24 protein-coding genes, 1 tRNA gene and 2 pseudogenes are annotated in these 25,292 nt (G+C 62.4%); 9 read left to right on the top strand and 18 right to left on the bottom strand.

Annotated elements, in window-relative coordinates; translation table 11 throughout:
* Positions 1-54: 54 nt before the first annotated feature.
* From EOB36_RS25590 to yidD, 5 genes are all read right to left on the bottom strand, one after another.
* A complete protein-coding gene (locus tag EOB36_RS25590; RefSeq protein ID WP_095485402.1) occupies positions 55-579 on the bottom strand; it encodes an RES domain-containing protein in 525 nt (174 codons plus the stop codon).
* Positions 576-962 (bottom strand): hypothetical protein, encoded by a 387-nt coding sequence (locus tag EOB36_RS25585; protein WP_095485403.1) that lies wholly within the window; start codon positions 960-962, stop codon positions 576-578. The genes EOB36_RS25590 and EOB36_RS25585 overlap by 4 nt, the downstream gene beginning before the upstream one ends.
* Before the next feature lie 231 nt (positions 963-1,193).
* Positions 1,194-3,170 carry a threonine--tRNA ligase gene (thrS, locus tag EOB36_RS25580; RefSeq protein WP_127294832.1) on the bottom strand — a complete coding sequence of 659 codons (1,977 nt, stop codon included), beginning with the start codon at positions 3,168-3,170 and terminating at the stop codon, positions 1,194-1,196.
* A gap of 172 nt (positions 3,171-3,342) precedes the next feature.
* Positions 3,343-4,176 (bottom strand): class D beta-lactamase, encoded by an 834-nt coding sequence (gene blaOXA / locus EOB36_RS25575; protein WP_128285986.1) that lies wholly within the window; start codon positions 4,174-4,176, stop codon positions 3,343-3,345.
* 135 nt (positions 4,177-4,311) lie between these two features.
* Complete coding sequence (gene yidD, locus EOB36_RS25570) at positions 4,312-4,683, bottom strand: membrane protein insertion efficiency factor YidD (protein ID WP_126106361.1); 372 nt, start codon at positions 4,681-4,683, stop codon at positions 4,312-4,314.
* Positions 4,684-5,025: 342 nt separating this feature from the next.
* On the opposite strand from yidD, the gene EOB36_RS25565 reads away from it, so the two are divergent.
* Entirely contained in the window at positions 5,026-5,940 is a 915-nt protein-coding gene (locus EOB36_RS25565) for a LysR substrate-binding domain-containing protein (RefSeq protein WP_128285985.1), read from the top strand.
* Here the strand turns inward: EOB36_RS25565 and EOB36_RS25560 are convergent.
* The gene (locus EOB36_RS25560; protein WP_126106359.1) at positions 5,937-6,383 is read right to left on the bottom strand and encodes an iron-sulfur cluster assembly scaffold protein; all 447 of its coding nucleotides are present in this window, start codon (positions 6,381-6,383) and stop codon (positions 5,937-5,939) included. The two genes, EOB36_RS25565 and EOB36_RS25560, sit on opposite strands and share 4 nt — an antisense overlap.
* A gap of 241 nt (positions 6,384-6,624) precedes the next feature.
* Here EOB36_RS25560 and folE point away from each other — a divergent pair, with 241 nt between their 5' ends.
* The 3 genes from folE to EOB36_RS25545 all read left to right on the top strand — a co-directional run bounded on the left by folE (position 6,625) and on the right by EOB36_RS25545 (position 8,920).
* Entirely contained in the window at positions 6,625-7,260 is a 636-nt protein-coding gene (gene folE / locus EOB36_RS25555) for a GTP cyclohydrolase I FolE (RefSeq protein ID WP_126041635.1), read from the top strand.
* 136 nt (positions 7,261-7,396) lie between these two features.
* Positions 7,397-7,867, top strand: coding sequence for a phosphoribosyl-AMP cyclohydrolase (gene hisI, locus EOB36_RS25550; RefSeq protein WP_095485409.1), 471 nt, complete (start codon positions 7,397-7,399; stop codon positions 7,865-7,867).
* A gap of 84 nt (positions 7,868-7,951) precedes the next feature.
* Entirely contained in the window at positions 7,952-8,920 is a 969-nt protein-coding gene (locus tag EOB36_RS25545) for a patatin family protein (protein ID WP_126106358.1), read from the top strand.
* A gap of 399 nt (positions 8,921-9,319) precedes the next feature.
* Here the strand turns inward: EOB36_RS25545 and recJ are convergent, their stop codons facing one another.
* From recJ to EOB36_RS25520, 5 genes and pseudogenes are all read right to left on the bottom strand, one after another.
* A complete protein-coding gene (gene recJ, locus EOB36_RS25540; RefSeq protein WP_095485411.1) occupies positions 9,320-11,104 on the bottom strand; it encodes a single-stranded-DNA-specific exonuclease RecJ in 1,785 nt (594 codons plus the stop codon).
* Between the two features lie 61 nt (positions 11,105-11,165).
* A pseudogene (glpX, locus tag EOB36_RS25535) lies at positions 11,166-12,148 on the bottom strand (class II fructose-bisphosphatase).
* Positions 12,149-12,289: 141 nt separating this feature from the next.
* A complete protein-coding gene (locus EOB36_RS25530) occupies positions 12,290-13,603 on the bottom strand; it encodes a homoserine dehydrogenase (protein WP_126106356.1) in 1,314 nt (437 codons plus the stop codon).
* A 47-nt stretch (positions 13,604-13,650) separates the two neighbouring features.
* On the bottom strand, positions 13,651-14,868 hold the full coding sequence (locus tag EOB36_RS25525) for an LL-diaminopimelate aminotransferase (protein ID WP_095485414.1): 1,218 nt from the start codon (positions 14,866-14,868) through the stop codon (positions 13,651-13,653).
* A gap of 56 nt (positions 14,869-14,924) precedes the next feature.
* The gene (locus tag EOB36_RS25520; protein ID WP_128285984.1) at positions 14,925-15,317 is read right to left on the bottom strand and encodes a hypothetical protein; all 393 of its coding nucleotides are present in this window, start codon (positions 15,315-15,317) and stop codon (positions 14,925-14,927) included.
* Between the two features lie 98 nt (positions 15,318-15,415).
* Between EOB36_RS25520 and phaC the strand changes: the two genes are divergently transcribed.
* From phaC to EOB36_RS25500, 4 genes are all read left to right on the top strand, one after another.
* Entirely contained in the window at positions 15,416-17,251 is a 1,836-nt protein-coding gene (gene phaC / locus EOB36_RS25515; protein ID WP_128285983.1) for a class I poly(R)-hydroxyalkanoic acid synthase, read from the top strand.
* A 338-nt stretch (positions 17,252-17,589) separates the two neighbouring features.
* Positions 17,590-18,705, top strand: coding sequence for a YcbK family protein (locus tag EOB36_RS25510; protein ID WP_245467884.1), 1,116 nt, complete (start codon positions 17,590-17,592; stop codon positions 18,703-18,705).
* Between the two features lie 187 nt (positions 18,706-18,892).
* A tRNA-Glu gene (locus tag EOB36_RS25505) sits at positions 18,893-18,967 on the top strand.
* Positions 18,968-19,091: 124 nt separating this feature from the next.
* Positions 19,092-19,601, top strand: a complete 510-nt coding sequence (locus EOB36_RS25500; RefSeq protein WP_128285981.1) for a hypothetical protein — start codon at positions 19,092-19,094, stop codon at positions 19,599-19,601.
* A 105-nt stretch (positions 19,602-19,706) separates the two neighbouring features.
* On the opposite strand, the gene EOB36_RS25495 is transcribed toward EOB36_RS25500, so the two are convergent.
* Positions 19,707-19,907, bottom strand: coding sequence for a hypothetical protein (locus tag EOB36_RS25495; RefSeq protein ID WP_128285980.1), 201 nt, complete (start codon positions 19,905-19,907; stop codon positions 19,707-19,709).
* A gap of 260 nt (positions 19,908-20,167) precedes the next feature.
* Positions 20,168-20,659, bottom strand: coding sequence for a hypothetical protein (locus tag EOB36_RS25490; RefSeq protein WP_128285979.1), 492 nt, complete (start codon positions 20,657-20,659; stop codon positions 20,168-20,170).
* Positions 20,660-21,107: 448 nt separating this feature from the next.
* Here EOB36_RS25490 and EOB36_RS25485 point away from each other — a divergent pair, with 448 nt between their 5' ends.
* Entirely contained in the window at positions 21,108-21,689 is a 582-nt protein-coding gene (locus EOB36_RS25485) for a hypothetical protein (RefSeq protein ID WP_128285978.1), read from the top strand.
* Positions 21,690-22,101: 412 nt separating this feature from the next.
* On the opposite strand, the pseudogene EOB36_RS25480 reads toward EOB36_RS25485, so the two are convergent.
* From EOB36_RS25480 to EOB36_RS25460, 5 genes and pseudogenes are all read right to left on the bottom strand, one after another.
* Positions 22,102-22,248, bottom strand: a pseudogene (locus EOB36_RS25480) (phosphatidylserine decarboxylase family protein); the annotation flags it as partial.
* A gap of 94 nt (positions 22,249-22,342) precedes the next feature.
* Positions 22,343-23,335 carry a hypothetical protein gene (locus EOB36_RS25475; RefSeq protein ID WP_128285977.1) on the bottom strand — a complete coding sequence of 331 codons (993 nt, stop codon included), beginning with the start codon at positions 23,333-23,335 and terminating at the stop codon, positions 22,343-22,345.
* 123 nt (positions 23,336-23,458) lie between these two features.
* Positions 23,459-23,920 carry a GNAT family N-acetyltransferase gene (locus tag EOB36_RS25470; RefSeq protein ID WP_128285976.1) on the bottom strand — a complete coding sequence of 154 codons (462 nt, stop codon included), beginning with the start codon at positions 23,918-23,920 and terminating at the stop codon, positions 23,459-23,461.
* Positions 23,921-24,050: 130 nt separating this feature from the next.
* Positions 24,051-24,299, bottom strand: a complete 249-nt coding sequence (locus EOB36_RS25465; protein ID WP_128285975.1) for a hypothetical protein — start codon at positions 24,297-24,299, stop codon at positions 24,051-24,053.
* Between the two features lie 669 nt (positions 24,300-24,968).
* A partial coding sequence (locus EOB36_RS25460) for a hypothetical protein (RefSeq protein ID WP_348631830.1) occupies positions 24,969-25,292 on the bottom strand: 324 nt, incomplete at its 5' end.

Genomic DNA, 25,292 nt, shown 5'->3' with positions numbered 1-25,292 from the left:
TGAAAGGGGGGGCTTATGAAAAGGGGGGGGGACCCCCCAACCGCCATGAAGCCATCATTGCCACGACGACTGATCGCGCGGCAACCGACCATCTGGATCATGCACATCTACCTTGTCGTCGGCCGTCAGATTGGCGCTGAATATGACGAGATTGGTGCCTCCCGCATGCTGAAGCGAAGGAAAAAGCAGGCCGCGGCAACCGGCCGTGATCAGTATGTCGGAGAGTTTCCACGATGGCGGCGTCTTCTTGTCGATACGCGCGATAAGACGCCATTTACAATCCCATTCCGCCCATTCGGGACCCCAGATGAGGGGATCATACCCCGTCGACAAATCTACAACCTGATCCAACGTGACCTTGTAGGCCGCTAGTGTCGCTGGCGGAGTAATTGAAGCTCCCTGGCGATATTCATCGAGAGCCGTCTGCGGCGCGCGCGAGAGATAAAGCGCTTCGATCCCGGGTCGATTGAACCTACCTCCGTCAATCGCCGCACCGGCGCCGCTTACCGGAACATATGCCCATCTCGGCGTCAGGTAGCGATGGAAGACCTCGTCCGGCCCAATGCGGACGAGATTCATCCGCGCGCGCCGTTTTCCAAGTCGCGGAGATAGCTCAACACTGCTTCAAAATGCCCTTCGGCCACCAATTCGGCTGCGGTCTTGTGATCGTATTCGGCGATCGGCTCGTTTCGATACCAGTAAATTGCTTTGCTAATATCTCCGGTGAGCGTCGCCGCGGCCGTGATCGCCTTGATCATTTCGCGCATCCGGCTTTGCAGTCGCTCAGAGGCCGGATTGCGAAGCGTGTTTCGGTGAACACCCGTCAGATCGGCCAGGTTCGTCACCTGGACACCAAGCGCTTTTGAAAAGCGTTTTGGTGAAATGTAAGGTGTGCGAGGTTCCTGAAGGCTCTCCACGAAGCCCGACACCATGGCGGCCTGCGTATTCTGAGCGATTGTCATCGGTCTTCTCCGGCGCTTGTGATGACACTTGTCTGCACAATATGTGCACATCTCTTTGCATATCAAGTGCCGATTGCCTCGGTCAGCGCTCAGATCAAAGAAAGTAGCCATCAACGGCGACGGAATTCTCGCCTTCTCGAAATGCCAAATACGAAGCGTCTGCTACGTCAACCCTGTCGGCGTGAGCTTCGCCAGCTCACTACCGACAGGGATGCGCCATTAGAGCCAGGTCTAGGCCGCCCGTTTGCGCTTGCGGTCGGGCGTCACCGCCTCTTCGGCAAGCATTGCCACCGCCTGCCCAAGGCCAAGCGATTCCTGGTCGCGCGAGCCGAGCCGGCGGATGTTGACCGTCTCCTCCTCCGCCTCGCGCTTGCCGCAGACGAGGATAACCGGAACCTTGGCCAGGCTGTGCTCGCGGACCTTGTAGTTGATCTTCTCGTTGCGAAGATCGGCTTCCGCCAACAGTCCGGCCGCCTTCAGCTGCGCGACGACCTTTTGCGCGTAATCATCGGCATCTGAGGTGATCGTCGCCACCACCACCTGCAGCGGCGCGAACCACAGCGGGAAATGACCCGAATAATTCTCGATCAGGATGCCGAGGAAGCGCTCCATCGAGCCGCAGATGGCGCGATGCACCATCACCGGCTGCTTCTTTTCCGAATCGGAGCCGATGTAGAAGGCGCCGAACCGTTCCGGCAGGTTGAAATCAACCTGCGTGGTGCCGCATTGCCAGTCGCGGCCGATGGCGTCCTTCAGCACATATTCGAACTTCGGCCCGTAGAACGTGCCCTCGCCCGGATTGACGCCCGTCTTGATCCGGTTGCCCGACCGCGCCGCGATCTTGTCGAGCACGTCCTGCAGCACGCCCTCGGCATGATCCCACATCGCGTCGGTGCCAACCCGTTTTTCGGGGCGGGTCGCCAGCTTGACGGTGATTTCGTCGAAGCCGAAATCGGCATAGGTCGACAGGATCAGGTCGTTGATCTTGATGCACTCGTCGGCGAGCTGTTCCTCGGTGCAGAAGATGTGGGCATCGTCCTGGGTAAAGCCGCGCACGCGCATCAGCCCGTGCAGCGCGCCGGACGGCTCGTAGCGATGCACATTGCCGAATTCCGCAAGCTTTACCGGCAGATCGCGGTAGGACTTCAGCCCGTGCTTGAAGATTTGGACGTGGCCGGGGCAGTTCATCGGCTTCAGCGCAAACACCCGGTCGTCGTCGGTGTCGTCGCCGGCAACCGTCACCTTGAACATATTGTCCCGGTACCAGCCCCAGTGGCCCGACGTCTCCCACAGGCTCTTGTCGAGAACCTGCGGCGCGTTGACCTCCTGATAGCCCTGCTCGTCGAGGCGGCGGCGCATGTAGTTGACCAGGTTCTGGAACATCCTCCAGCCCTTGGCATGCCAAAAGACGACGCCCGGCCCCTCTTCCTGGAAATGGAACAGGTCCATCTCGCGGCCGAGCTTCCGGTGATCGCGCTTTTCGGCTTCCTCCAGCATGGTCTGATAGGCGTCGAGCTGCGCCTGATCGGCCCAGGCCGTGCCGTAGATGCGGGTCAGCATCGGGTTGTTGCTATCGCCGCGCCAGTAAGCGCCGGCCACCTTCATCAGCTTGAAAGCGTTGCCGATCTGGCCGGTCGAGGTCATATGCGGGCCGCGGCAAAGGTCGAACCAGTCGCCTTGCGCATAGATCTTGAGATCCTGATCTTCGGAAATCGCGTCGATCAGCTCGAGCTTGTAGCGCTCGCCCTTGTCGGCAAAGATTTTCTTCGCCTTCTCGCGCGACCACACCTCTTTGGTGAACGGCTTGTTGCGCGCGATGATCTCGCGCATCTTCTTCTCGATCACCGGGAAATCGTCGGGCGTGAACGGCTCATTGCGGGCAAAATCATAGTAGAACCCGTTCTCGATCACCGGACCGATGGTCACCTGCGTGCCCGGCCACAATTCCTGCACGGCTTCGGCCAGCACGTGTGCTGCGTCGTGACGGATGAGTTCCAGTGCGCGCGGGTCTTCGCGGGTGATGATCTCGATCTTGCCGGACTTGCCGAGCGGATCGGAAAGATCGCGCACGACGCCATCGATCGAGTAGGCCACGGCCTTCTTGGCCAGCGACTTCGAGATCGATTCCGCCAGGCCGGCGCCGGTCATCGCCGCTTCATAGTCGCGGACGGAGCCATCGGGAAATGTCAGGGAAACGGAATTCAGCATGAAATTCTCCTATCCAGTCCCGCAAACGAGCGCGGGTGGTGAAATGCATGTCGCCCAAAAGTGTGTAGCGGTTTTGGGGCGACCACATGCATAAAGTAAAAGCCGGATGCGTCCGGCGGCGGCAGCCTTTTAGGGGCAGATTCCCGTGCCGTAAAGACGGATGGCCGATCACTTAGTCTTGTTTGATGAGATTCGGCAGGTCTTTCAGGAACATCGCCCGCGTCTTGAGGCCCTTGGGCGTGTCCGATCGTTTCGCATCGACCGCTAGGCTGGCAAAGACGATCTTGCGGCCATCCTTTTGCGCCCAGCCGACAAACCAGCCAAGCGAGCGGTCATCCCTCACCTTGTCGGCGTCGTTGCGAAGCCTTGTGCTCCCGGTCTTGCCCTGCACCGTCCAGCCACCTGCCTGGAAGGTCGGCAAGATCGCCTTGGTCATCGCGAAGGCCTTGTCCGAAACCGGCAGGTTGCGGTCAAGCAGCCGACGCAGGAAATTCGCCTGTTCGACCGGCGAAATCTTGAGGGAAGAATTCACCCAGGACCGGGTGAGGCTATCATTCTTGCCGGCGTTGCCAGAAACATCCGTGTTGCCGTAGTCGAATTTCGACACGTAGCCGGCAAAGCGCTCGCTGCCGAGCCGGCGGGTGATTTCCCGCGAAAACCACAGCACCGAGTCCTTCTCCCAGATCGTCGGGTCGACGGTTTTCTGGTCCCGCTTCACCGCATTGAACTCCGGCTTGTAGTCCCATGCCGGCGTGTGCTCGTCGATTAGGATTCCCGCATCATAGCCGATCAGCGACAATGGGACCTTGAAAGTCGAGGCGGGACTGAAGCGCTGGTCGCAAACCCCTTGCCGATACAGCGTTTCGCCGCTTGCAGCATCCAGGATCAGCGTGCATTCAACGTCGTTCTGCGGCTCGGATTGAGCGCGGATCGGAAAGCCCAAAAACCAGGCCAGAAGATAGAGAACCAAGGCGAAGACGAATGGACGGCGGTCTATCTGGCGCATTTGGCAATCTCTCCTGAGGCAGGTCAGGAGCGGCTTAGCGAGGCGTCTTGTCTCGATTTTGTCTTAAATGCGCAAGATGCGGTCAAGCTTAGCAAATCGTAAAGATCTGCTCGATTGCTCACGCCCCTACCGCCATCAGTCTTCCGGGTCACGCTTTTTTCCGATCCGCCAATACCGCCAGGGCGTGAACCAGACATAACGGTCTTCCAGCACTTCCGGCACCCGGTCGATACCATGCGTGCCGAACGGTCCGCAGCGCAGCACCCTGAAAAGCCCCATCCAGCCACCCGCCCACAGGCCGTGGCGGGCGATCGCTTCATGCGCGTATTCGGAGCAGGTTGGCAGGTGCCGGCACGAATTGCCGACAAAACCGGACAGCGTCAGTTGGTAAAAGCGCACGAGCGATGTGCCCAGCAGGCGGCCGGGCGTCTTGCGCCACGGGCCGGGCCAGTTGCGCCCGCGCTGGAGCGACCTGGCGACATGCGCATGCCCATGTTGGTCGCGCACCGCATTCTCCGCATCGCGTTTCCTTGCACGATAGATGTGGACTTCGACCAGAGAACGCAATCCCCTTCTGATCACCGCCCTGTTGTCCGCCTCAGGCGCTTGGACGGCGGGCGGGATACCGATCGGCCAAGATATGCAGCGAGCAGCCGCGCTCTCTTCGCAGCGTCCGGCATATGGCGGCCTCGCGCCACGCGCTTGAAATGTCGCGACCCGGATGACATCGCCAAAAATGCTCAGAAACTGGATCATGGCCGCATCTCCTTTGAGTGTCGATTTGACCCCTGCTGGCCTTCATCCTCAAACGAGTATAGTTTCCACCTCGGATAACTTGAGATTATGCAAATGAAGCGCGGGCGCCTTCCCCTGACAGCATTGAGGAGTTTCGAAGCCGCCGGCAGGCAGCTGAGCTTCAGCCGGGCGGCCGACGAACTCTTTGTATCCCAAGCGGCGATCAGCCGTCAGATCCGCGAACTCGAGCTGTTCCTGCGCCAGCCCTTGTTCGTGCGCCACCATCGCCGCGTCGAGCTTACCGACACCGGCCGGCGCTTGCTCGATCAACTCGTCAGAAGTTTCGACGCAATCGATGGGCTGCTTTCGGAAATGATGGCGACGCCGGCCCAATCCGTGGTCTGCGTCAGCGTCGAGCCTTCGCTTGCCGCATCCTGGCTTGTGCCGCGGCTCAATCGATTTCGCGAGCTGCGGCCGGATATCGACATTTCCCTCGACGTCGACCCGCGCCTGATCGAGTTCCGCAGCGATCAGGCCGAACTCGCTCTGCGCTTCAGCGCCCACAGCACGTCATGGCCGCGCAGCGAGGCGGAATGCCTTGCTTCGGTCATCTATTCGCCTGTGCTGTCGCCGGCTCTTTCCGCGGCCAGTCCGGCACTGGAAAGCCCGGCCGACCTGCGGCGCTACACCTTGCTGCATGAAGAAAATCGGCAGAGCTGGGCTCGCTGGTTCGAGGCAGCAGGCGTAGCCGCGGATGAGATGCCGGAGCGTGGCCCGTTGCTGGCGGACGCGTCGCTGTCGAAGCAGGCCGCCGTGCTGGGGCACGGCGTGGCGCTGGCTGACCTTCTGCTGGCCAAGGAGGAACTGGCGACCGGTGCGTTGATCAAGCCATTCGGCACCGACATAGTTTGCGGCGCCTATTGGCTGGTTGCCAGGAGCCTACGCAACCTATCCGAACCGGCTGCGGCGTTCGCCGAATGGGTCCGGGTCGAATTTGCCGAAAGCAAGCGTTCTCTGGAAGGTATTTAGGCTGCCTGTTCGGCGCGCTTTTTCTCGATCTGGCCGATCGCGTCGACCACTGCATCGAAGGTCAGCATGGTCGAGGCATGGCGCGCCTTATAGTCGCGCACCGGTTCGAGATATCTGAGGTCGGCGAAGCGGCCTTCGGGCGGCGCGCCGTTTTCCTTCAGCATCTTCAGCATCGTCTCGCGAACGCTGCGCAATTCATCCGCGCTGGCGCCGACGACATGCTGCGCCATGATCGAGGACGACGCCTGGCCAAGCGCGCAGGCTTTAACGTCATGGGCGAAATCGGTGACGACGCCGTCATCCATCTTCAGATCGACGGTCACGGTCGAGCCGCACAGCTTGGAATGCGCGCGCGCGGTTGCGTCGGGATGGTCGAGCCGGCCGATCCGCGCGATATTCCCGGCAAATCCCAGAATTTTCGCATTGTAGACATCGTCGATCATATTTTTCCAATCCGTCACCGCCGAGCGAACAGCGATTGCCGCTGACGGTCTTCCTTTCGCTCGGCACGATCATATATAATGCTGGTAGTCGGGTATGGACAAGGCAACCAACAACCTCGTCCGTGCTCAAATCAAGTTCACGCCGCTTACGGGCTGGAAACAGGGCACGTTTCTAACACCCGAAAGGTCGTGGTCCGTTCAACTCGTTCCTCCTGAGAGAGGAACTACGGGAGACGCCTTTATGGATGCCGTCATCAAGAAATTCATGCCCCCCTCCGCCTATCTGGAAAAGCCGGTCACCGACCGGCCGAGCGAAGCCGAAGCCGAGGCCGCGGTTCGCACGCTGTTGCGCTGGGCCGGCGACAATCCGGACCGGGAGGGCCTGGTCGATACGCCAAAGCGTGTGGTGAAGGCCTATCGCGAAATGTTCGGCGGCTACGACAAATGCCCGGCCGAGGAACTCGGCCGCACTTTCGAGGAAGTCGCCGGCTATGACGACCTCGTCCTGGTCAAGGATATAACGTTCCATTCGCATTGCGAGCACCACATGGTGCCGATCATCGGCAAGGCGCATGTCGGCTATTTGCCGGACGGCAAGGTTGTCGGCCTGTCCAAGATCGCGCGCGTCGTCGATATCTTCGCCCAGCGCCTGCAGACCCAGGAAGCAATGACCGCACAGATTGCCGGCGTCATCCAGGATGTGCTCAATCCGCGCGGCGTCGCCGTCATGCTCGAAGCCGAGCATATGTGCATGGCCATGCGCGGCATCCGCAAGGAGGGCTCCACTACGCTGACGTCGACCTTCACCGGTGTCTTCAAGGACACGCCCGAGGAACAGGTCCGTTTCGTCACCATGGTGCGTGGCGGCAGGGGCTGAAGACCCCCGCGGTCGCTAGCCATGATACCGAAAAGTGGGAACCGGTTCTCGGACAGGATCATGGCCAAACAACAAGACAGAGCCTCGCCCATTCCGATCCTATCGGAATGGGCGAGGCTCTGAACAAGGACCGGCGATGTCGGCAGTGGAATTTCCGAAAGCTCCATCAGACAAGAAGGCACTGGAAGAAAGCACGGTCTTTTCGCCGCGCTTCGATGCCAGCGGCCTCGTCACCGTCGTCGTTACGGATGCCGAAGACGGAATGCTGCTAATGGTCGCGCATATGAACACCGAAGCGCTGGCGCTGACGCTGGAAACCGGCATCGCTCATTACTGGTCGCGCTCGCGCAGCGCTCTGTGGAAGAAGGGCGAAACGTCCGGGAACGTCCAGACCGTCGTCGAGATGCTCACGGATTGTGACCAGGATGCCATATGGTTGCGCGTCAAAGTGATGGGCCACGACGCAACCTGCCACACCGGCCGGCGTTCTTGCTTCTATCGGACGGTGGGACTGATCGACGGCAAGGGGACGCTTGCCAGCGACGGCAGCAAGCCGCTGTTCGATGCGGAAGAAATGTATCGAAAGCCCCGTGAACCATCCAAATGAACCATTCGCCGGCCTGCAACCACGTATATTCATGATTTCGATACTGCCAGCCTCTATGTTGGCAGTCGGACAAGGGAGATTGTGATGCTCGAATGGGCGTCATCGCGCAACCGACTGGACGTTCGAGAGGCCAATGGCCTGTCATCGTCCGCCGGCGCATCCGAAACGAGCCCCGCCAAGAAAACAGGCATTTCGCTGGCATTGGGCGGCGGCTGCGCGCGCGGCTGGGCTCATATCGGCGTGCTGCGCGCGCTTGACGAAGCCGGCATCGAAGTGTCGATGATCGCCGGCACCTCGATCGGCGCGCTGGTCGGCGGCTGCTATCTTGCCGGCAAGCTGGATGAGCTGGAAGAATTCGCCAGAAGCCTGACCAAGCGGCGCATTTTTGGTCTTCTCGATCTCAATCTGCGCGGCAGCGGCCTGTTCGGCGGCATGAAGCTCGACGCACGGCTGCGCGAGCATATGGCCGGCATCCGGTTCGAGGATCTGCCCAAGCCTTTCGTCTGCGTCACCTCGGAGATCCGCACCGGCCATGAAATCTGGCTGTCGGGCGGCTCGCTGATCACCGCCATGCGCGCCTCCTATGCACTGCCCGGTGTGTTCGAACCGGTCACTTGCAACGGCCGCGTGCTGGTCGACGGCGCGCTGGTCAATCCGGTTCCGGTCTCGGTCTGCCGCGCCTACGAGCAGCCGCTCGTGGTCGCGGTGAACCTTCACTACGATCTGTTCGGCCGCGCCGCCGTCATCAAGCACAGCGCCGGCGAACTGGTCGTCGAAAAGGATGCGCCAAGGCCCGGCCTGTTTGACGCAGCGCACCAGTACCAAACACGGCTCGGCATCACCGGCGTCATGGTCGAGGCCTTCAACATCATCCAGGACCGCATTTCGCGTGCACGACTTGCCGGCGACCCGCCCGATATGTCGCTGCAGCCTAAGCTCAGCCATATCGGCCTGACCGAATTCCACCGCGCCGACGAGGCGATCCGCATCGGCTATCAGGTTACGATGGCACAGATCAGCGAGTTGACCCGGCTGCAGACGGTTCTGGCCTAGCTCGTCGGCATAGGTGTTTGGCAGGTTGCAGGCTGTTGGCAGGCAGGATTTTCGCCGTTCGTCTGGGTCGACTATCGCCGACATTGGAGATTGGCCGAAGCCTTCCCAACTTCGTCATCCCAGGGCGAAGCAGGAGCGAAGCTCCGTCGCGGAGACCCTGGGATCCATGCCGTAACGCTAGTCAAAGCGTACAGCGGAGCAGAATTCTGCGCAGTGGCGGCGTTCCAATGTCATGGCATGGATCCTGGGGTCTGCGCCGCGTCGCTTCGCTCCTTGCTCCGCCCCAGGATGACGAAGCGATGGGCGTTTCGGCTAATCTCCAAGGCATGCGATCGCCAATACAAGCACGTCCGGCCTGTCAAAACTTCTGCGCTAAGGACCTAAGTCGGCTCACAACGCTCAGGCGCGTGCCGCATCGACGATGCGGAACTGCACCGTGCGGTTGCCGTTCCAGTGATTGCCCGACAGCGAACCGGCGACATGCACCGGCTTGCCCCTGTTCTTGAACAAGAATTCGCCGAGCGCCGTATCGACGGCGCGAAAGGCGATCGCCTGGATGCGGCCGCCGCTTTCCGACTGCAACTCGGCGCGGATGTGATTGGTGCCGACCGGCCTTGCATCGGCAAGGCGATGGCGCGGCAGCGCGAAGATCGGCGCGACATGCCCGGCGCCGAACGGGCCGGCTTTCTCCAATGCATCGAGCAGGCCGAGCGTTGCACCCTCGGCGGCCAGCGCACCGTCGATCGCCAGGCTTTCCTCACCTTGCAGCCGGAACACGTCGGCCGCCGCTCGTTCCTCGAAGAAGGCCCGGAGCGCGCCAAGTTTCGCCCGCTCCACCGTGATGCCGGCTGCCATGCCATGGCCGCCGCCTTTGACGATCAGCCCGGCAATGGCCGCCTCGCGCACCAACCGGCCAAGGTCGAAACCCGACACCGAACGGCCTGAACCCGTGCCGACGCCGTTGGCGTTGAAGGCGATGGCGAAGGCGGGCCGGCGCGCATGGTCCTTGAGCCGCGAGGCCAGCAGGCCGACGATGCCCGGATGCCAATTGGAGCTGGCGGTGACGACGATGGCCGGCCCATTGCCGCCGGCAAGCTCGGCATCGGCCTCCACGCGTGCCGCGGCCAGCATTTCCAGCTCCATCTGCTGCCGTTCCTGATTGAGCCGGTCCAGCGTCTCCGCAATGGTGCGGGCCTCGACGGGATCGTCGGTGGCGAGCAGGCGGCTGCCGAGCGCTGCATCGCCGATGCGCCCGCCGGCATTGATGCGCGGGCCGATCAGATAGGCCAGATGGAAGGTGCTGACCGGCTCGCCGATGCGCGAGACCCGCGCCAGCGCCGCCAGTCCTTCGTTCCTCTGCTGGCGCGCCATCTGCAGCCCTTTGACCACGAAAGCGCGGTTGACGCCGGTCAGCGGCACCACGTCGCAAACGGTCGCCAGCGCCACGAGGTCGAGCAAGCCAAGCAGATCCGGCGGTGCGGCATCCGGCAGCCGGTCGCGCAGGATCTTCGCCGTCTGCACCAGAGCCAGGAAGACGACGCCGGCGGCACAAAGATGGCCCTGCCCCGAAAGGTCGTCCTCGCGATTGGGATTGACAACCGCTACCGCCGCCGGCAACGGGCCGCCTAGCTGGTGATGGTCGAGCACTACGACATCGGCGCCGGCAGCCTTCGCCGCGTCGATGGAAACGGCGCTATTGGTGCCGCAATCGACGGTGACGATCAGCGTCGCGCCGCGCGAGACGAGCTCGCGCATGGCTTCCGGATTGGGGCCGTACCCCTCGAAGATGCGGTCCGGGATGTAGATCTCCGATGGCACCGAGAAATGTGTGAGAAACCGCTTGAGCAGCGCCGAGGAGGCCGCGCCATCGACATCGTAATCGCCGAAGATCGCCACCCTTTCCCTTGCAACGATTGCCGCGGCGATCCGGGCGGCGGCCTTGTCCATGTCGGTCAGCGACGCCGGGTTCGGCAAAAGGTCGCGGATGGTCGGATCAAGGAACCGCTCGGTCTGCTCGGCGGTCACGCCGCGTCCGGCAAGGACGCGCGCGACGATGTCCGGCACGCCATAGCCTTGCGCTATGGCAAGCGCGGTCATGTCCTGCCGCTCGGTCAGCCGGTGTTCCCAGGAAACACCAGTGGCCGACTGCCTTACATCGAGGAAGATACGGTTTTCGCCCGTCATGCGACGCGCCGTCTGCGGATTGTCATTTCTCACAATATGCGACGGCTAGCCGAGTCGGGAATCAAAACTTTTCCAGATCCTGGTGCCTTGCTTTGATCTCGCGCACGGTTCGTGACGACGAGCGCAGCACGATCGTATGCGTGGTGATGGAATTGCGGCCGAACTTGACGCCGGCCAGCATGTTGCCGTCGGTCACGCCGGTTGCGGCGAACAGCACATCGCCGCGCGCCATGTCTTGTGTGCGATAAACCCGCTTCGGGTCGGAAATGCCCATCTTGGCCGCGCGCTCCACCTTTTGCGGCGTGTCGAGGATCAGCCTTCCCAGAATCTGGCCGCCGGTGCAGCGCAACGCTGCCGCTGCCAGAACGCCCTCCGGCGCGCCGCCGGTGCCGAGATAGATGTCGATGCCGGTTTCATCCGGATCGGTGGTATGGATGACGCCGGCGACGTCACCATCGCCGATCAGCCGGATCGCAGCGCCCGTGGCGCGCACCGCTTCGATCAGCGCGCCATGGCGCGGCCGGTCGAGGATGCAGGCGGTGATCTCCGACACCGCCACGGCCTTGGCCCTGGCCAGGCTCGCGATGTTTTCGGCCGGCGAGGCATCGATGTCGATGACACCGTCCGCATATCCCGGGCCAACGGCGATCTTGTCCATATAGACGTCGGGCGCGAACAGGAGGCTGCCCTTTTCCGCAATGGCAATGACGGCCAGCGCATTGGGCAGGTTCTTGGCGCAGATCGTCGTGCCTTCGAGCGGATCCAGCGCGATATCGACCGCCGGCCTTTGCCGGAGCCGACCTCTTCGCCGATGTAGAGCATCGGGGCCTCGTCGCGCTCGCCCTCGCCGATCACCACCGTGCCGTTGATGGCGAGACGGTTGAGCTCCTCGCGCATCGCGTCGACTGCGGCCTGGTCGGCGGCCTTTTCGTCGCCGCGTCCGCGCAGCCTGGCCGCCGCAACCGCGGCGCGTTCGGTGACACGCACCAGTTCCATGGTGAGTATCCGGTCAAGGCCGGCGACGATGTTCTGGGCAACGTTCATCGGTGGACAATCCTCGTTGGTGCATTGCCTCCCGCCAGAGGCGCGCTGGTTGTGTCAAAGCTCCATGACAACAGCAAGACCTGAGCGGGTCTTTTTTGAAAACACAACGATATCAATCGATTGAAAGGAAAGCGTAAATCTCTACTCTGCCCGCTCGATGCGAATGACTTGAGGCTTGTCGGTCAGATGGTCGTCCTTAGTTATGCCTTCGACGGCCTTGCGCACCGCAGCTTCTGTCGTCTCGTGGGTGACGAGGATGACCGTCTTCTGCAAAGCGGTATCCGGCCCGGCGGCGTGCTGCACGATCGATTCCAGCGAAATGTCGTTGTCGGCCATGCGCTTGGCGATGGCGGCAAAGACGCCGATGCGGTCATGCACGGTCAGCCGGATGAAATAGCCGCCGGCATGGCTGCGCATCTGCGCCTTCTTGTAAGGTCGCAATTCCTTCGCCGGCAGGCCGAAGACCGGACCGTGCTGGAAACCGGGCCGGCTCTTGGCGATGTCGGCAATGTCGCCGACCACTGCCGATGCGGTGGCATTGCCGCCGGCACCGGGACCGGAGAGCAAAAGCTCGCCAAGGATGTCGGTTTCGATGGCCACCGCATTGGTGACGCCGTGCACCTGCGCGATGACCGAGGCTGTCGGCACCATGGTCGGGTGCACGCGCTGTTCGATACCGCTTTCCGTGCGCTGGGCGACGCCGAGCAGTTTTATCCGGTAGCCGAGATCGCCGGCCGCTCGGATGTCGGCCTGGCTGATGTTGGAAATGCCTTCCATGTAGATGTCGTTGGCGGCAATCCTCGTGCCGAAGGCAAGGCTGGTCAGGATCGACAGCTTGTGCGCGGTGTCGTGGCCCTCGATGTCGAAGGTCGGGTCGGCCTCGGCATAGCCCAGCCGTTGCGCGTCCTTCAGGCAGGCGTCGAACGACAGGCCCTCGGCTTCCATGCGGGTCAGGATATAGTTGCAGGTGCCGTTGAGGATGCCGAAGACACGGGTTACCGAATTGCCGGCCATCGCCTCGCGCATCGTCTTGATGACCGGAATGCCGCCCGCCACCGCCGCCTCGTAATTGAGCAGCACGCCCTTCTTCTCAGCGATCTCGGCCAGCGCCACGCCATGCTTGGCGAGCAGCGCCTTATTGGCGGTGACGACGTGGCGGCCGGCTTCAAGCGCCGCTTTCACGGAAGAGCGCGACGGCCCCTCGTCGCCGCCGATCAGCTCGACGAGGACATCGATGTCGGCGGTCTGCGCCATTCCTACCGGATCGTCGAACCACTTGGCCGCGCCAAGATCGACGCCGCGGTCGCGTTTGCGATCGCGGGCCGAAACGGCTGCCACAACGACCTCGCGGCCGCATTGCCGCGTCAGTTCCGCCGCCTTGTCGCGCAGCACACGCGCCACCGACGCGCCGACGGTGCCGAGACCGGCAATTCCAACACGCAACGCTTCAGCCATGTCCGGCGACGCCCCTCAAGGATTTGGTCGATGTGATATCGGGCAACTCAACGATGCGCGGCGAGCGGCACCACATTGTTGGGCTGCTTGGCGCTGGACGCCAGGAAACGCTTGATGTTGCGCGCCGCCTGCCGGATCCGGTGCTCGTTCTCGACCAGCGCGATGCGCACATGGTCGTCGCCGTGCTCGCCGAAGCCGACGCCCGGCGCCACCGCCACGTCGGCGTGCTCGATCAGAAGCTTGGAGAACTCGAGCGAGCCGAGATGCTTGAATGGCTCCGGTATCGGCGCCCAGGCAAACATCGACGCCGCCGGCGCAGGAACAGTCCAGCCGGCGCGGCTGAAGGCGTCGACCATCACATCGCGGCGCTTATGGTAGATGTCGCGCACTTCGGCGATATCGGCGCCATCGCCGTTGAGCGCGTGCGCGGCCGCCACCTGGATCGGCGTGAAGGCGCCATAGTCGAGGTAGGACTTGACCCTGGTCAGCGCCGAGATCAGCCGCTCGTTGCCCACGGCAAAACCCATGCGCCAGCCGGGCATGGAAAAGGTCTTCGACATCGAGGTGAACTCGACCGCCACGTCGATCGCACCCGGCACCTGCAGCACCGAGGGCGGCGGATTGCCGTCGAAATAGATTTCCGAATAGGCAAGGTCCGACAGGATGATGATGTCGTTCTTCTTGGCGAAGGCCACCACGTCCTTGTAGAAATCGAGCGAGGCGACCTGCGCCGTCGGGTTCGACGGGTAATTGAGGATCAACGCCAGCGGCTTCGGGATCGAATGGCGGATGCCGCGCTCCAGCGCCGGAATGAAGCCATCGTCCGGCTCCACTTGCAACGAGCGGATGACGCCGCCCGACATGATGAAACCGAAAGCGTGGATCGGATAGGTCGGGTTGGGGCACAGGATCACGTCGCCGGGCGCGGTGATCGCCTGCGCCATGTTGGCAAAACCTTCCTTCGAGCCCAGCGTCGCCACCACTTGCGTGTCCGGATCGAGCTTCACACCGAAACGGCGGGCATAGTAACTGGCCTGGGCGCGGCGCAGGCCCGGAATGCCGCGCGACGACGAATAGCGATGCGTGCGCGGATCGCGCACGACCTCGCACAATTTGTCGACGATGGCCTTGGGCGTCGGCAGGTCCGGATTGCCCATGCCAAGGTCGATGATGTCGGCGCCGCGCGAGCGGGCACTGGCCTTCAGCCGGTTGACCTGCTCGAAGACATAGGGCGGAAGCCGGCGGACCTTGTGAAATTCTTCCATATCAATTCCAGAGGTGGGTCAATTCCAGAGGTGGTTTTCGGTCGCGCGATATAACCCTATTTGCAGGTAGGGTCGAGGGCGGGATCGCATTTGGCTTCGATCTGCTTCAGTGCATCGGCGCCGTGCTGCTTTGCCAGCGCGTTTAGCGTCGCCGGGTTCGTCACCCTGACAGCGCCGACTTTCGAGCCCTGGGTCTGCTCGTCGGCCTTCAACTGGGCGAGCTTGGCGTTCTTTTCCGCGTCGGTGAACTGCTCCGCCGCCACCTTCGGCGGAATATTCAGGTTCGGATAGGTGCCGGTATCCTTCGGCCCGTCGGTAGCCGAGACCGGCGTGGCGCCTTCGATGTTGGTGCTCGAACAGCCGGCGATCGCCAGCAAAACGACCGCCGCGCCCATGCGGCAAAAACGACCAGTGCCAGAAAAACCGGTTTCGCCAATATTAATCGTCATATTGTTTCCTTAGGCAGCCGAGGTAGAGCGCATTGGACCCTGTCGGATGTCCCATGATAATATGTCAAGAAAACGCTTCGGGAGGAACCCCGCGAACCATGTCCAAAACACCCGATTCGGGCAAAGCGGAAGATGACCAGCCTTCGACCGTCGAGCAATATCTGGTGAAGGACCCGGAACGCTTCGCCTTGAACATGGCGCGCATGATCGAGCAGGCCGGCAAGGCGGCTTCCGCATGGGCCGAGCCGCGGGAAAAAGGCGACGTGCGCGATCATGTCGCCGAGCCGTTCGTCGACATGGTGAAAACCTTCTCCAAGCTCAGCGAATACTGGCTTTCCGACCCGCAGCGCGCGCTGGAGGCGCAGACGCGGCTGTTCTCCGGCTATATGACCGTCTGGGCCAACTCCATCCAGCGCATCAGCGCCGGCAGCGAAGATGCCGACGACGCGGTCAAGCCCGAGCGCGGCGACAAGCGTTTCCAAGACCCCGAATGGGGCCGCAACGCTTTCTTCGATTTTCTCAAGCAGGCTTATCTCGTCACCTCGCGCTGGGCGTCCGAGCTGGTCGAGCACGCCGATGGCCTGGACGAGCACACCCGCCACAAGGCCAGCTTCTACGTCAAGCAGGTGTCCAACGCCATCTCGCCGTCGAATTTCATCTTGACCAACCCGGAACTGTTTCGCGAGACCATCGCCTCGAATGGCGAAAACCTGGTCCGCGGCATGAAGATGCTGGCCGAGGACATTGTAGCCGGCAAGGGCGACCTGAAACTGAGGCAGGCCGATTATTCGCCCTTCGAGATCGGCAAGAACCTGGCCACGACACCCGGCAAGGTGGTGGGCCGCAGCGACGTCGCCGAGATCCTGCAATACGATCCGGCGACCGAGACCGTGCTCAAGCGGCCGCTGCTGATCTGCCCGCCATGGATCAACAAATTCTACATTCTCGATCTCAACCCGCAAAAATCCTTCATCCGCTGGGCGGTCGAGCAAGGCCACACCGTTTTCGTCATCTCCTGGATCAATCCGGACGAGCGGCACGGCACCAAGAGCTGGGAGGCCTATATCCGAGAGGGCCTGCAATACGGTCTGGACACGATCGAGAAGGCCACCGGCGAAAAAGAAGTCAACGCCGTCGGCTACTGCGTCGGCGGCACGCTTATGGCGGCGGCCCTGGCGCTGATGGCGCAGGAAGGCGACCACCGCATCAAATCGGCCACCTTCTTCACCACCCAGGTCGATTTCACCTATGCCGGCGACCTGAAAGTGTTCGTCGACGAGGAGCAGGTCGCGGCCGTCGAAAAGGCGATGAACGAGAAAGGCTATCTCGACGGCACCAAGATGGCGACCGCCTTCAACATGCTGCGCTCAGGCGACCTGATCTGGCCCTATGTCGTCAACAACTACATGCGCGGCAAGGATCCGCTGCCCTTCGACCTGCTCTACTGGAACGCCGATTCGACCCGCATGGGCGCGGCCAACCATTCCTTCTACCTGCGCAATTGCTATCTCGAGAACAGACTTTCGCAAGGCATGATGGAGCTGGCGGGCCGCGTGGTATCGCTGGGTGACATCACCATCCCGGTCTACAACCTCGCCTCGAAGGAAGATCACATCGCGCCGGCGCTTTCGGTATTCCTCGGCTCGAAATATTTCGGCGGAGAGGTCGACTACGTCATGGCCGCCTCCGGCCACATCGCCGGCGTCGTCAATCCGCCGGCGGCGCAGAAGTATCACTACTGGACCGGCGGCAAGCCGGCGGGCGACTTCGACCAGTGGGTCGCCAACGCCACCGACCATCCCGGCTCCTGGTGGCCGCACTGGCAACGCTGGATCGAGGCCAGGGACAACACCCGCGTGCCGGCCCGCAAACCCGGCAAGCGCATGAAAACCCTGGGCGATGCGCCAGGCACCTATGTCAAGGTGCGTGTGTAACCTTCTGTAATGTGTGGTGAGTTGACGCGCCGGTAAAAGAGGACGAAATGGTGTCGTCAACCCTTAACTAGCCCCGATTCCTCTCTAGCCGTCGAAATACTCTGGGGCTTGCGGATTTGACACAGGTCTCGTTTCCGTTCGGGGACAAGGAATTATTTCGGCGAGACGTTGCGACGCCGCGCCAATGCCGTACCGGCCGGACATCGAGGGGGAATTTTGTTTTGAAATCAGCAGGATCGCGCCTCGCGAAGGGAGAACGCCGCGCCATTGCCGCCGCGCTTTTCTCCGTGCTCCTGGCGTCCTGCACCTCGGCCGGCGACCCGTCCCTATCGGTCGGCATGCCGGGGTACAACGCCTCGGCTACGGACATCAGCACCGCCTCCGGCACGCAACAGGTCGCCGCCGATTCGTCGTCGCAGATCACGACTTCACAGATGACGATGACCGCCGAGGGCGATGCAAGCCTTCCCGAGCAGGTCGCTTATGTGCCGATGGCGAAGCCGGGCACCCAGGAGGGCGCCAAGTCCGATGCCGGCTTCCCGGTCACGGCTCCTGCGGGTGCCGAAGCGACTGCGGGCCAGACGCCGCAGCCACAGGAACAGTCCGCGAAGACGGTTGAGCAGGCCGATGCTGCTGCGCAGAAGACAGAAACAGCCGATGCCGGCACGAAGTCCAAGGCCGAGGCCTCCGCGCCGGCGATGAACAATCCGGTCTATGTGACCGCCGGAGAGCCGCAACCGCAGGCCTATGCGCCGAAGAAGAAGGGGTTCCTCGCCTCTTTGTTCAGCGCCACGCCCGCCTCGGCGGCCCCGCAGGCCAACAACAGGTCGGACGAGCAACCGGCGGCCGCCCAGCCCAAGGCAGAGGCGGCAAAGCCGACCATCACTTTGGCCTCGGCCAAATCGGCTGAAAAGCCGGTGCAACTGGCCTCGATCGGCGATACCAGCCATTTCACCGACGACGCGCTGCCCGGCGTGCGCAAGACCGCGCTCTTCGAGATCAAGCGCAAATCTGGCCTCGACGACGAGAGCGACGTCGATCTCAACGAGGATGAAGGCGGCGCCTATCAAGTGGCATCCGCTGCCGGCCTTGCCCGGCTGGCGCCCAACGGCCTTTTGAAGCAGACCGAGAATGTCGACGTTGCTTGCCTGAAGCCTTCGCTGGTCCGCGTGCTGAAGACGATCGAGGGTCACTACGGCAAGAAGATGATCGTCACCTCCGGCTACCGCGACCCGGCCCGCAACCGCCGCGCCAACGGCGCCAAGAATTCACTGCACATGTATTGCGCCGCCGCCGATATCCAGGTTCCAGGCGTCTCGAAAGCGCAACTGGCTAGCTATGTCCGCAACATGCCCGGGCGCGGCGGCGTCGGCACCTACTGCCATACCGAATCCGTTCACATCGACGTCGGCCCCGAGCGCGACTGGAACTGGCGCTGCCGCCGCCGGCGGTAAGCTGGTTCTTCCTCTCGTTTATGCAACATCCGCAGTGTCCGTCCGAGGACGGCATGCGATGGTGCGTGGAACCGGGCTAAATCGCCGAAAATGCGTGGTTTTGCGGCCACTGAAAAAAGTTGTCGCAGGCGGCGGCAGACGGGTTGCCGGTTTGGTGCAACGCAACTATAAGCGCTCACATCTGAGCGCGCCCATCGTCTAGCGGTCAGGACACCGCCCTTTCACGGCGGTAACAGGGGTTCGATTCCCCTTGGGCGTACCAGCAAAATCAAGCACTTAGCGACGCCTCCCCCCAAACGGTGAAATATACGTGAAATAAACGTCGGCGTATATTGACGAACGCGCCGGCCCCAGCACCGCGCGGATGGTGACGATTCGGCCTCGCCGTGGCATCCTTGTGCCATGTCGCCGAAGCCCGCCTCCGCCCGTCCGTTGTCGACAACCCCTTTTTCAGCCGCGCCCATCCCGCCGACGCCAGCAATCCACGCACGATCCCGGCCGCCGTCAACGTTCGCGAATCGGCAATCACCATGCTTGCCTCGCGCGGCGCGCTCGATGCGGCTCAGGTCAAGGCGGCCGACCACTTCCGAACGCTATGGGAAACGCTCGGCGGCAAGGGCGCGTCCTCGATCGATCCGGGCCGCATCGTCGTCGATGCCGGCAAGATGCCGGAGGGCATCAGCCAGCGCCAGATCGATGCCGGGCAGGAATTGCGGCGGTGCCGGGCGCTGCTCGGCGCTCGCGGCTATGCGCTGGTCTCGCTCGTCTGCGGGCAAGGCATGGCCCTTCACGAAATCGCGGCCAGCAAGCGTGAAAGGCTGACGGCGGCCGACATGTTGCGGTGGTGCCTGGACGATCTTGCGGCCTTGTGGGGCATCGCGACAAGGCGGCGGTAATGGCCCGCTTTGCCGCCCCTATCCGGCCTGTCAGCGCGCGCGGCGGGCTTGGCCGGGGAAAAGTGGCGGGCGGCGGAAATGCCCGCCTGTTGGGGCCTGGGTCAATCACCAGCGATCGTTGGAATCGCCCCGTTGTTCGTATTCCCTCGTATCGCGGTTGTTGTCCCAATTGGGAGTGCCGGGATATTTCTCCGCGAACGCCTTCGGATCCTTGGCTCGTTCACGCCACATTGCAAAGTGGCCGAGGATCATCACCACAAGCTGGAACGTGAACCATATGGCCCCAATGGCAATGATGATCTCCACGGTTATCCTTTTTCACCCCTAAAGCAGCGCGATCAAGCCACCTGCGCGGACATCATGCAAGAGTGGCTTGGGGCACTATCAACAGGTCACGGTGGGATTTTCCCGATCCGCCGCTTGGATTCTCCGCTCCAGCCGCCTTATTTAGAGGGGCGACTGCCATATATTGCGGATAGGGGCGACGCTCATCGAAAGATGGGCCGCCGATTTCCCCTCGGCGCGCGTTGCTGCGGAGAACGGTGCGGGCTTTTTGCGCTGGTAGGTTAAGCCACTATTCGGAGAAACAAATACCCGCCCCGGATCAGGCAGCCCATCGCCGCCAGCCAGAACCCCACTGCCACCAACCGAAGGCAGTGTCCGGCAATTCTATAGCGCCTTGATTGAGGCGTCTCATGGACAAACGGGTGCTCGTAGTCGTGCTTCTCCTTGCCGCCCTCTTCGGCATACGCCAGTTGGCTGAGGTAGGCGAAGGCCGGTGCGGCCATTGTAGATAGGAGCCCCAAGAACAGCCAAAGCAGTATCGAATTGAAATTCGCCAAGTGCTGGGGATTTTGCGATAGCCGCGAATAGTTGGCGCTGTAGAAGCCCAGCGCAGCGGCAATACCTCCCGCCGCAACGAGGGCCGGCGCTTTCATCGCCTCGACGCTGAAAGCTTGGATTTGGTTCGTTGTCAGCTTTCGATATTCATTGGCGCGATCATGCGCGCGCTTGGCCGCATCAAGCCGGAATTCGAATTGCTTGTCTGTCTCGCTCACTTGCTAGCCTTGTGATTTCGGTAGCATTTTTGCGAGTCGCAGCAGCCGGTCAACTGACGGGTGACGCTTTCGGCGGCTGGCACATGAGCGAGTTGGGGAAAACGGTACTGTGCACGAAAATCGGCTCTTTTCGGCGTCGCGAATGATCCGCGCTTCATGAATGTTCTTGTGCGTCAGACCGAGGTCGGCGACTCCCACCGCCTCCGCGTTGGAAGCGGTGCGCTCGTTTGCTGATCGGACCTCTCCTCGCTCTTGCGCCGCGTCGTATTCGTCGGCGAGCCGCCGCTTGGCCATCCCGCACGCGCTCGACCAGATCGGGCGCATAGCGAAGAATGGCGCGTGCTTTGCTTCCCCCGTAAAAACAAGCACTTGGAGTTGCTTCGTCGACGGCTCCGATTAGGTGTGGGTCCGCGCCAATGAGGCGCGCCAACCAAAAGGACTCAAGGCAATGATCATCAAGACCAACACCCCGAGCATGGAATCCGCCGACGCCTACAACGCCGAGGTTTCCGCGAACGCGACCCGCTTTGCCGCCTCGCTTTTCCTCGGGCGCGGCAAATTTGCCAACGCCGAGGCCAACACCCGCGAGGAAATCGACGCCGCCGCCGCCCAGCTTTCCGCCGACAATCCGAACGCCACCGCGAAGCCGATCATTGTCGCTTTCGACGCGACCGGAAATCAGACGGTTGTTTCCGGCAAGCCGCACAAGGCCCCGAAGGCGGAAAAGGCACCGAAAGCGGCAAAGGCACCGAAGGCTGACAAGCCCGCTGGCGGCAAGCGCGCGGAAATTCTCGCCAGCGCCGAGGCCGGAACCTTGCCAGCCAAGCCGGACTTTTCGGCCGCTACCCATGGGCGCTTTCGCAAGAAGCTTGATGAAATTATCGCCCTTGTCGAAGCTGGCGATATCAAGGCGCTGAAGGCCTATCCGATCAATCCGATTTCCTCCTCGTCGAAGGCTATGGACCGCTATCGGAACCTGGCGGTGACTGCTTTGGAAGCGCAGCGGAAAGCCGCCAAGGCAGCGAGGTGATCGCATGGACTGGAACGATCCCGCTGCCGCGCTCTGGCCTTCGCCAATGCCGCGCTGAAGGGGCTTGCTAGTGGTGAAAATCCAACGCTTGGTACCCGAGGCGAATACAGCTCACGACCCCTTTTCTACCCTTCCGCCGGAGAGTCCGAAGGGGAAGTGGTGACCCCAAGCCGACCTTCATCAACCCATTTTGCTACTCGATAGCCGACATTCGCGGCAACCAGCGCTGGCGACCCTTTGCGGACTTACGTCACAGCGCCCGGCCAGGGGGGTATGCGTATGTCTAGATGCCAAGAAAGGAGGCGCTTATTTCAAGGCGAACTGTCGAATGATGTGTTCCGCCGCATCTTCTGGTGCTTTGGTTTCAGTGTCGATTGCGAGACAGTTCTGCGCCATTCGGTAGCAACCGCCACCAGCCGGTCAGGATCAACCCGATCCAGAACAGCGGTCCCCAGACCAGACCAAGCACCAGCGTACCCACAGTGAATCCGGCGATGAAGGGGTAGCCCTCGCGGTGGATCGGGACAAGCGTGCTGCGGATCGTGTCGGCCAGGTTCATGGGCGGCCCTGAGGCTCCGGTTTGCGAACGAGGCCGACGTTTAGCGGATCGGTCCGCCGAGGGCAACGCAGGCAGGCAGGTGCGGAGAGCCGTGCTATCTCTCGGAGATGCTGTCGCGAAGCCTTACGAATCGATCCGCCGCCCCGTTCTGCTGGTCGGCGGCCAGTTGGACGACCACAAGCACCAGCGTTCGGCCGCTGACGAAAGACCACGCGACGCCCGGCCGGACGAAATTGTCGGTTTCCTGGCGAAATACAAGCTCGATGTGCGGGCCGTTCGCGCCCTGTCCGCTCTGCCGGCCCGTCACCCGGACGCCCTTGTAAACGCTTTCGATATGGTTCGCGAACGCATCGGGATCGCGCGCCAAACGATAGCCATCGGCCGCCTCCGGCGGCAAAGCGACGACGGTCACAAACGGTTGGCCGGGGGCGGAATCCGACTCGTTGCTGGGCCCGTCCGTCATCATCACTCCGCTGTTGGAGAGCGTCACCGTGATTCGCAGCCCGCCGAAATCGGCAATATCGATCGGCAGCGCGGCAATCTGCTCGGCCGGCGACACTATGCGCTCGACTGTGGAGAGAAGGGCATCACGCACGGCGGCGTCGGTCACTGTCGGACGGGCCTCGTCGAAAATCGTCGCGGAGACGGTACCGCTGGACTCCCCGCGCACCAGCAGTGCCATCGCATCCGCGGCGGCCATACGCATCCGCATCAGATGAGCCGGTCGGCCACCGACCTGGATCTCGTCGATGGCCACGATACGGCCCTGATCCGCGCCTGATCCCACAACCGACCCGACCGCAGCGAAACGGGAAGGGTCGTGCGGCTGCGCCGTAGTGACGACTATGATTATCGCTCCGGCAGGGTGGACGAACATCGCGTGCGGCCGAGTCTCGACCGTAAAGCCCGGCGGCGGCGTCAGCCCCCAATGTGCGCCGGGAAGGAAGACCGGCTCCGCGGTCGCCGCCCAGGAAAAGAACAAGCTGGCGGCAAAGGCGCCCAGCGAGACCAACAGACCGGTGAGAGCAGCAGGCAGCAATCGCACATCGCGCTGCGGGAAAGTGTGGCTGGCGCAGGCTACACTCATGGCGGTTGGCGCTCCGTTCCGCAGGCTCTGCGACAGGACTAAGCCTGAGGAATGGGCAGCACGTCAAGTCACCGGTCCGGGGCGGCGATCCGGAGCCAGATGTTCGCGCTCGGGTAAAGGAACTCAGAACTGCTTGCGATACACGACGAAACCGGAGTGCTCCGCCACCTTGTCGTAGAGCAGCATCGCGGTCTGGTTCGTCTCGTGCGTGTGCCAGTAAACGCGCGGCGAGCCGGCAAGCCGCGCCTGCTCATAGACGCCCTCGATCAGCGCTCTGCCGACGCCCCCGCCGCGCTCGTTCTGTGCCGTGAACAGGTCCTGCAGGTAGCAGACGGGCGCGATCGCGGTGGTGTTGCGGTGAAAAAGGTAGTGGGTCAGCCCGACCAGCCTTCCGTCACGCTCCGCGACCAGCGCGTGCACGGGTTCGTAAGCGTCGAAGAACCGGCCCCAGGTCATCCGCGTGACTTCGTCAGGAACCGCCGTCGGGCCGACACGCTTGTAGAATTCGTTGTAGCCCTCCCAGAGCGGGAGCCACTGGTCGTAGTCCTGCCGGAGGACGGGGCGGATTGTGAGGCTGGCGGGCATGCGTGATCCTGATTGCGGCGGCGAAGAAGCCTCGGCAATATCCGCGCGCCGGCCGGCGCAGAAGTGGCAGAAACACCCGCTTCTTCGTCCAGCCGAAACGCGGATGCCTCATCCGGCCGTTGCATGCGCGCTACAGGATGAGGTATCCCGTGACGACCTCTCCGAGGGACGACGGCGAGGAAGGCTGCTCCCAGGAGACGACGTACCGTCCCGCCCCGTCGCGCACCGTCGTGGGCGACGCCCCGCATTGGGTGCAACGGTATTCCGAGACCTGCGCATAGCCGACGCCGACGTCGCAGAACTCGGCCCGCGCCAGGCCGCCGCAGCACCCGCACTCCTCGACAGGCTCGCTGTCTCCGTATCCGTAGCCGCCGCTCATCCGTGCCTCCACGCCGGATTGTCGCCGCGCGCCTCGAGAGTGGCAACCGGACAGCCCCGAAAAGACGCTTACACGAGCGTTGGCGCATCTGCGCGGAGGCAGTGCAAAGCGTAGAGGGCGAATTCTATCCAATCACGCTGAACTTTCACCCGGATACACTGCATCGCCCGGTTTGGTCACGAGTAGGGGATCGGCAGCATTCGGAAAGACCAAACAAGAGCCCGAGGGTCTTGCAAGGGTCGGCTTGGGCCGTTGCGCGAAGGCCAGGGTTGGAGAAGCGCTGCAAATGACAGGTTATGGCGCTGGTTGCTCGTTCAAATTGCGAACGTGAACGGAAAATCCTACCCAGAGCGGTCATCCACGACGGGTACCAACCGTCAGGTTTTCACCACTAGTTCATGCCGTGCATCAGTGGCCGCTCGAAATCCGCCCGCTACATGGCGAAACGGACCCGAAGCGCGAATTTTGGATCGTCGGCGATCACGCTGCACAACGGCAAGACCCACGAGGGTTGGGAGGCGCAGTCGAGCGGTTTGGTACCCGCGAGAACGGACTCCGCCAGTGCGCGAGAGTGCGCTAGAACGGTGCGGGCTTGTGATCGAAGCTGGCTGCTAAGCCCTAAAGTAATTTTTGCCTTTTTCCCCCGCCCCTTCTCCGGTTCCGGGTAGATCATCGCGAGCGTCCATGGCCTAGCCTTTGGTTCATGTATCCGGCATCTGGCCGCGGCGCGAATTCCGACCAACCAAAACGGCATCGGAGCGAGAACATGATCGCCCGCAGCGCCACGCCGTCGCTGCCGCTGGCAAGGCGCAGCAGATTGCCGACAAGCCTCGCCTCGACCTTTGCTGCGCCTCGGTCCAGTTCGAGCCTGTAGCGCTTGCGAAGCGTCTTTTGATCGATCCCGAGAACGGCGCATATTTCCGCCTGCGAAACGGCCGCGCCGGCCAGTAGCTCGACGGTCTGGCGCCGCGCTTGATCCGGTTTATGCGGCGG

Origin of the sequence: Mesorhizobium sp. M6A.T.Cr.TU.017.01.1.1, from assembly GCF_004023115.1 — a bacterium.
Lineage (GTDB): Bacteria > Pseudomonadota > Alphaproteobacteria > Rhizobiales > Rhizobiaceae > Mesorhizobium > Mesorhizobium mediterraneum.
The sequence above is the reverse complement of the archived record's forward strand: the minus strand, read 5'-3'. Positions and strand labels throughout refer to the sequence as shown.